The organism is Serratia oryzae, assembly GCF_001976145.1.
Lineage (GTDB): Bacteria > Pseudomonadota > Gammaproteobacteria > Enterobacterales > Enterobacteriaceae > Chania > Chania oryzae.
Window position 1 is genome coordinate 1 of record NZ_MOXD01000034.1, and the last position, 2,949, is coordinate 2,949.

A 2,949-nucleotide genomic window follows, 5' to 3' on the forward strand; every position below is an offset into this window, starting at 1 on the left:
CCAGGGAAGACTCATCTCGAGGCAAGTTTCGTGCTTAGATGCTTTCAGCACTTATCTTTTCCGCACTTAGCTACCGGGCAGTGCCATTGGCATGACAACCCGAACACCAGTGGTGCGTTCACTCCGGTCCTCTCGTACTAGGAGCAACCCCTCTCAATCTTCCAACGCCCACGGCAGATAGGGACCGAACTGTCTCACGACGTTCTAAACCCAGCTCGCGTACCACTTTAAATGGCGAACAGCCATACCCTTGGGACCTACTTCAGCCCCAGGATGTGATGAGCCGACATCGAGGTGCCAAACACCGCCGTCGATATGAACTCTTGGGCGGTATCAGCCTGTTATCCCCGGAGTACCTTTTATCCGTTGAGCGATGGCCCTTCCATTCAGAACCACCGGATCACTAAGACCTACTTTCGTACCTGCTCGAGCCGTCACTCTCGCAGTCAAGCTAGCTTATGCCTTTGCACTAACCTCACGATGTCCGACCGTGATTAGCTAACCTTCGTGCTCCTCCGTTACTCTTTGGGAGGAGACCGCCCCAGTCAAACTACCCACCAGACACTGTCCTCACCCCGGATTACGGGGCCGAGTTAGAACATCAAACATTAAAGGGTGGTATTTCAAGGTTGGCTCCATGCAGACTGGCGTCCACACTTCAAAGCCTCCCACCTATCCTACACATCAAGGCTCAATGTTCAGTGTCAAGCTATAGTAAAGGTTCACGGGGTCTTTCCGTCTTGCCGCGGGTACACTGCATCTTCACAGCGAGTTCAATTTCACTGAGTCTCGGGTGGAGACAGCCTGGCCATCATTACGCCATTCGTGCAGGTCGGAACTTACCCGACAAGGAATTTCGCTACCTTAGGACCGTTATAGTTACGGCCGCCGTTTACTGGGGCTTCGATCAAGAGCTTCGCGTTGCCGCTAACCCCATCAATTAACCTTCCAGCACCGGGCAGGCGTCACACCGTATACGTCCACTTTCGTGTTTGCACAGTGCTGTGTTTTTATTAAACAGTTGCAGCCAGCTGGTATCTGCGACTGGCTTCAGCTCCAGGAGCAAGTCCCTTCACCTACGTGCCAGCGTGCCTTCTCCCGAAGTTACGGCACCATTTTGCCTAGTTCCTTCACCCGAGTTCTCTCAAGCGCCTGGGTATTCTCTACCTGACCACCTGTGTCGGTTTGGGGTACGATTCTGTGTTACCTGGAGCTTAGAGGCTTTTCCTGGAAGCTTGGCATCAACCACTTCGCCACCGTAGTGACTCGTCATCACGCCTCAGGGTTAGTGTGCAACCGGATTTACCAGGTCACACCCCCTACACGCTTAAACCGGGACAACCGTCGCCCGGCTAGCCTAGCCTTCTCCGTCCCCCCTTCGCAGTAACACCGAGTACAGGAATATTAACCTGTTTCCCATCGACTACGCTTTTCAGCCTCGCCTTAGGGGTCGACTCACCCTGCCCCGATTAACGTTGGACAGGAACCCTTGGTCTTCCGGCGAGCGGGTTTTTCACCCGCTTTATCGTTACTTATGTCAGCATTCGCACTTCTGATACCTCCAGCAGCCCTCACAGACCACCTTCAACGGCTTACAGAACGCTCCCCTACCCAACAACGCCTAAGCGTCGCTGCCGCAGCTTCGGTGCATGGTTTAGCCCCGTTACATCTTCCGCGCAGGCCGACTCGACCAGTGAGCTATTACGCTTTCTTTAAATGATGGCTGCTTCTAAGCCAACATCCTGGCTGTCTATGCCTTCCCACATCGTTTCCCACTTAACCATGACTTTGGGACCTTAGCTGGCGGTCTGGGTTGTTTCCCTCTTCACGACGGACGTTAGCACCCGCCGTGTGTCTCCCGTGATAACATTCTTCGGTATTCGGAGTTTGCATCGGGTTGGTAAGCCGGGATGGCCCCCTAGCCGAAACAGTGCTCTACCCCCGAAGATGAGTTCACGAGGCGCTACCTAAATAGCTTTCGGGGAGAACCAGCTATCTCCCGGTTTGATTGGCCTTTCACCCCCAGCCACAAGTCATCCGCTAATTTTTCAACATTAGTCGGTTCGGTCCTCCAGTTAGTGTTACCCAACCTTCAACCTGCCCATGGCTAGATCACCGGGTTTCGGGTCTATACCTTGCAACTTGACGCCCAGTTAAGACTCGGTTTCCCTACGGCTCCCCTATTCGGTTAACCTTGCTACAAAATATAAGTCGCTGACCCATTATACAAAAGGTACGCAGTCACACCACGAAGGTGCTCCCACTGCTTGTACGTACACGGTTTCAGGTTCTATTTCACTCCCCTCGCCGGGGTTCTTTTCGCCTTTCCCTCACGGTACTGGTTCACTATCGGTCAGTCAGGAGTATTTAGCCTTGGAGGATGGTCCCCCCATATTCAGACAGGATGTCACGTGTCCCGCCCTACTCATCGAACTCACACTACGTGCATTTTGGTGTACGGGGCTATCACCCTTTACTGCGCGACTTTCCAGACGCTTCCACTAACACACGCACTGATTCAGGTTCTGGGCTCTTCCCCGTTCGCTCGCCGCTACTGGGGGAATCTCGGTTGATTTCTTTTCCTCGGGGTACTTAGATGTTTCAGTTCCCCCGGTTCGCCTCGTATGGCTATGTATTCACCATACGATAGTGTGACGAATCACACTGGGTTTCCCCATTCGGGTATTGCCGGTTGTAACGCTTCATATCAGCTTACCGACACTTTTCGCAGATTAGCACGCCCTTCATCGCCTCTGACTGCCTAGGCATCCACCGTGTACGCTTAGTCACTTAACCTCACAACCCGAAGGTGTCTTTCGACCACATTCGCGTTGCAAACATTTGAGAGACTCTCTGACAGGGTCATCCTTACCCCAATACATCTACGGAGGGATAAGTTTCTGCTGTCAGGTTTCAATTTTCAGCTTGTTCCAGATTGTTAAAGAGCAA

General features: G+C 52.8%; 1 rRNA gene. It reads right to left on the reverse strand.

What is annotated here, in order from left to right:
• Positions 1–2,796: ribosomal RNA gene (locus BMI79_RS22720) — 23S ribosomal RNA — on the reverse strand; the annotation flags it as partial.
• Between the last annotated feature and the right edge of the window lie 153 nt (positions 2,797–2,949).